Genomic DNA, 2,316 nt, shown 5'->3' with positions numbered 1-2,316 from the left:
CTGGCCGCTGGGGCCACCCCACGGCAAAACCGGCCATAGAGGTGATCACCGACTCGAGTGCCGATTCAAAACCGGCCATAGAGGTGATCACCGACTCGAGTGCCGATTCAAAACCGGCCATAGAGGTGATCACCGACTCCACGCCGCCGCCGGTGCCCGGTCGCAGCCCCACGGCGAGCGCCTGCGAGCCTCACCGGGAGTGGATCGAGATTGCGGTCCGGCACGGCCGCGACGCCATGGCGATCTGGCAGGACATGGTCGACGACTACGGGTTCACCCACAGCTACCAGAGTGTGCGCCGGTTCACCGTGAAGCTGCGGGGAGAGCAGGCCGTCGAGGCGCACCCGGTGATCGAGACGGCACCCGGCGAAGAAGGCCAGGTCGACTACGGCGATGGCCCCATGGTGCGTGACCCCGCGACGGGCAAGTACCGCCGGATGCGGATGTTCGTGTTCACGCTCGGTTGCAGCCGCAAGAGTGTTCGGCTGCTGACGTTCCGGTCGAGTTCGCAGATCTGGGCCGAGCTTCACGAGCGGGCCTTCCGCCGCCTGGGCGGAGCGCCTCGGGTCGTCGTGCTCGACAACCTGAAGGAAGGGGTCATCAAGCCCGACGTCTACGACCCGATGCTCAACCCCGTCTACCGCGACATGCTGTCGCACTACGGCGTGACGGCACTTCCGTGCCGGGTGCGCGATCCGAATCGCAAGGGCAAGGTCGAGTCGGGCGTGAACCACGCACAGCGCAAGCTCAAGGGGCTCCGCTTCGAGAGTGCGAAAGAGGCGCAGGCCTACCTCGATCGCTGGGAGAGGAACTGGGCCGATACGCGGATCCACGGAACGACGAAGCGCCAGGTGGCGGCCATGTTCGCGGAGGAGAAGCCGCACCTGTTGCCGCTCCCGGTTGAGCCCTTCCGGTATTACCAGTTCGGCCACCGCACCGTGCATCTCGACGGCGCCGTGGAGGTCGATGGAGCCTACTACCACCTTCCGCCCGGATGGATCGGTCAGCGGCTTCAGGTGCAGTGGGATGGGCTTCACGTTCGCATCCTCGACCCGAAGACCGGCGAGCTGCTCCGCGAGCACGTACGCCAGAAGAAGGGCTATCACCGGATGCGGGACGAGGATTGTCCCGCAAAGACGCCCGAGAGCACGGTACGGCTGCTCTCGCGGGCAAGCACCGCAGGCGAGTCGGTCGGCCTCGTGTGCCAGGCCATCCATGCCGAGCAGGGCGAGACCGGGGTGCGTCGCATCCTCGGCGTGCTCTCGCTCGTAAAGAAGCATGGCCCCGCGCCCGTCGAGGAGGCTTGCCGCACGGCGCTCGATGCCGAGGCCCCGAACTACCGGTTCGTCCGTCGCAGCGTGGAGCGCCAGCAGGCTCAGCTCCCCCTCAAGCTCACCCAGGTGGACCCGCTGATCCGCGCGCTCACCGAGTACCGCGATCTGATCGATCGCCGATGTGAAGGAGACCCCTCGTGAACCTAACTGAACTCGACCACGCCCTGCGCAAGCTGCGGCTCTCGGGCATGGCCGACAGCCTCGAAATCCGACTCCTCGAAGCTCAGACCGAGAGCCAGGCGCCGATCGACACCGTGTCGGTACTCGTCGGCGACGAGCTCGTGCGGCGACAAGATCGCTTGCTTGCTCGGCGCATCAAGACCGCGCGCTTCCGCGATGCAAACCGCTCGCTCGACACCTTCGACTTCGCCTTCAACCCGAAGATCCCGAAGAAGCTCGTGTTCGAGCTCGCCACGGCTCGCTTCGTCAGCCAGTGCGAGGACGTCTTGCTGCTGGGCCCGCCCGGAACCGGAAAGAGTCACCTCGTCCAGGCGATCGGGCTTGCCGCGATCGGGCAAGGCCACCGCGTGCTCTACCGCGAGGCCCACGTGCTGATCGAAGAGCTGATGGACGCCACCCTCGACGAACGGCGAAAGAAGTTCATGAGCGATCTGACCTCGGTACCGCTGCTCATCATCGACGACCTAGGGATGCGGAAGCTCCCGGCCCATGCCGCAGAGGATCTCCTGGAGATCATCATGCGCCGCTACGAGCGCACCAGCACGATCCTCACCTCCAACCGCCCCATCGAAGACTGGGGCAAGCTGCTCGGCGACACGGCGGCCGTCACCGCCATGCTCGATCGGCTCCTTCACCACGCCCACTTCCTGAAATGCGGACCCCGGAGCTGGCGATCCCGAGAGAAGGCCACCTTGAAAAACACACCCACAAAGGGCTAATCACACCACACCTGTCTTGGGCGGCTCCCTATGGCCGCTTTTCAGACGTTCACGTATGGCCGGTTTTGAGGTGTTCACCGAGG

The 2,316-nt window shown here is 65.5% G+C and carries 2 protein-coding genes; both read left to right on the top strand.

The annotated features are described in order from the left end of the window. A partial coding sequence (locus GY791_09715; GenBank protein MCP4328695.1) for an IS21 family transposase occupies window positions 1-1,475 on the top strand: 1,475 nt, incomplete at its 5' end. Then, entirely contained in the window at window positions 1,472-2,233 is a 762-nt protein-coding gene (locus tag GY791_09710; GenBank protein ID MCP4328694.1) for an ATP-binding protein, read from the top strand. The genes GY791_09715 and GY791_09710, both read left to right, overlap by 4 nt. Window positions 2,234-2,316: the final 83 nt, after the last annotated feature.

The sequence above is a fragment of the Alphaproteobacteria bacterium genome (assembly GCA_024244705.1).
In the GTDB taxonomy this organism is placed as follows: domain Bacteria; phylum Pseudomonadota; class Alphaproteobacteria; order JAAEOK01; family JAAEOK01; genus JAAEOK01.
This window is presented reverse-complemented; position numbering and strand designations above follow the sequence as displayed.